This is a genomic window from Brevibacillus gelatini (assembly GCF_003710935.1).
Lineage (GTDB): Bacteria > Bacillota > Bacilli > Brevibacillales > Brevibacillaceae > Brevibacillus > Brevibacillus gelatini.
Genome location: NZ_RHHS01000003.1, coordinates 1 through 2,452, shown reverse-complemented (window position 1 = coordinate 2,452; position 2,452 = coordinate 1). Strand labels below are relative to the sequence as shown.

The following is a 2,452-nucleotide window of genomic DNA, read 5'->3' as shown; positions in this document are numbered from 1 at the left end:
AGCGACAAAGCGGCTCCGGCGTAGTCACCGCGCGCCAACGAGATGCCCGCATTCGCCAGGTCGGCGATTTCCCCAATCCCAGGGATGAGACCCACAATATCCAACGCCAACTGCACGCCATCCAGGAAGCTGTCCCAACCGGACTTTTCTTCTTCCTGCTCCGGCTCTTCTTCCTCTTCCTGCGGCAAGTCCTCGACAGCGACCGGCGCTTTGGTCAGGCCGACAACTTCCACCTTGGGGGCCTGAATATCGACTTCCCCGTCCAGAATCATGCTGCTGGTGCTGCACATGAGGTAAATCGCTTCCTTGGCCTTGATCTCCACCTTGTTTTCCGACGTGATCTCCATGTCTTTTTCCGAGGAAAACACAATCGGGTGCTCGCTGTGGATTTCAATCCCGTCCTCTTCGTGCAGCTTGATGAAAATTTGCCCTTCCTCGCTCTCCTTTGCCGTCAGGACGAGTTCTTTTCCGCCCATCATCAGCTCTTTGCCGAAGTTGGTTCCCCAGTATTTAATGCCGGGATTCCCGGTCTTCGCGGTGCTGCCTCCACCTTTGCGCACGGAGCTGATCGCCATGGCCCCTTCTTCCTCCGGAGTCGAGAAGTACAGCTTGACGGCGTCTCCGAGTTGCGGCATGCAGTAAAAGCCGCTGTTGCCTTCCGCTGTGTAAAACGTGGAGTACGGAAACCAGCTCGCCGTCGCTTTGGGCTGCTGCGGGTCGATGTCCAGATGGATTTTTACCGTATCCTTGCGCACATCGATAATCCGCCCTTCCAGCGCCGCCCCGCAGATGTCCTCGTTGTGGATTGGATTTTGCCGGATACCGGCCTCGGGCATGAGCTGGTACGTATGCGTCAGGATGGCGTGCTGGATCGTGGTTGTTGCCTGGGACACGACCAACTCTTTGCCATGAAACTGAACGCGGTCCCCTAGTTGCAAAATTTGTGCGCTCTCGACCTCATAGGAAAGGAAATCGTTTTCGCCAAGTCCGGAGGCGTATTCGTTCTCTGTCGTTTCCATATAAGGCGACAGCCTTTTTCGGACGGTAAAGTGGTGGTCGGCTACCTTCGCTGTTCGCCCCTCCGGCAAGCCAAACCAAAACTTGGGCGACTTGGCTGCGGCTTCTGCCACGAGAACGGCCCCGAACCGCGAAGCCATGCGTTTGAGAAACTGCCAGTCTGTCTCCTGGTATTGAATCGCAATCGTACCGAGCGGTGCTCCGTTCGAGGCGTAGTCCAAATAGTCCGAACCCGGATACGCTTTCGTGATTTCATCGAGCAGTTCGGCATACGACATTTGCTTGTTTTGAAAAGAACGCTGCTTGCGCTGGACGTCCATGCGCTGCGTGACAGAGACAGCTTCCAATTCGAGCTGGTACACGCCCCGCACCACATTCACGGATACGGAAGCGACCAGACCTTGGAACAGCGTGCGGACGAGCGCACCATTTTCCACCAGATTCAGGGCGACCATGTCCTCACTCGTTGCCCTCTCGATGCAGTGGTCGCGCTTTTCCTCCGGGATGATGGCAGTGACGTACAGTCTGGCATGGTCATTGATCGTTTTGATGAGTTTGACATCTTGCAAACGCTGAATTTCAAAGGGTGAGGCCAACTGGATCTGTTCGTATCCGGCCAGCTTCTCGGTCGTGCTCATGCTATCCCCCCTCACTCCCTCAGGAGTTTGCCTTGTCTGCTGCTGTGGTTTGTCGGTTGCCATGCAGCTGGAAACTCAACCGGATTTTTGCCGCAGCAGACAGGATGGTTCCCCCCTCCTCGCTGTTTTTGAAAACGACGAGGGCGGCATCTTTTCCCAAAGACATCGTTTGACCTCGTTATACGTGCTCGACTTTTTTCAGACGAATCCCGAAAAAATCCCGGCGCAGCATTGCCTCCGCCAGACGCAGATCAATGATGATGTGCGGCTCCCGGATTCCTTCCACCTGAAAAATCGTGTGGCGCTTGACGTTTGCTCCCTCGATCACCAGCCGCTTGAGCGCGCCGTTTGGGTGAAACTCGCTTTGCTCCGACAGGCAAGCGACGCGCGGCAGGACAAAAAGCCAGTACACGTCCTGCCTGACCCTCTCCTGGTCGGCGAGAACAACGGATTTGGCGAAAAGCCGGGGAGCGAATTTGTGGATCAGCTCTTTCAGGCGATCAGAATAAAGGGGAATCGGGCGGTCGAGAAAATCGAGGTAGACGTTCTCGCGCTTGGGCTTGAGGTCAAACTGGAGAATCGCTTCTTCCAGCTCTTCCTGATAATCCGGTGTCAGCCACTCCGGGCGGAGGACATCGAAAACGCCAGTAGGCACGACTGCCTGTGCGATCCGCTCGTCCTGTGTCATGATGAAATAGTTCATACCCGTTCCCCTTCCTGCCAGATGACTTGTCGCTCCTGAAGCTCATCCAGGACGTGCAGCTCCCTTGCCTCCACGGAAAACACGGCGCCAGCAA

3 protein-coding genes are annotated in these 2,452 nt (G+C 55.9%); all 3 read right to left on the bottom strand.

Annotated features, from left to right (window positions below):
- Positions 1–1,655: contractile injection system protein, VgrG/Pvc8 family (locus tag EDM57_RS00020; RefSeq protein WP_281274169.1), on the bottom strand; the 1,655-nt coding region annotated here is incomplete at its 3' end.
- 19 nt (positions 1,656–1,674) lie between these two features.
- Positions 1,675–1,821, bottom strand: coding sequence for a hypothetical protein (locus EDM57_RS23045; protein WP_170163339.1), 147 nt, complete (start codon positions 1,819–1,821; stop codon positions 1,675–1,677).
- A 12-nt stretch (positions 1,822–1,833) separates the two neighbouring features.
- Entirely contained in the window at positions 1,834–2,358 is a 525-nt protein-coding gene (locus tag EDM57_RS00015; protein ID WP_122902735.1) for a serine protease, read from the bottom strand.
- Positions 2,359–2,452: the final 94 nt, after the last annotated feature.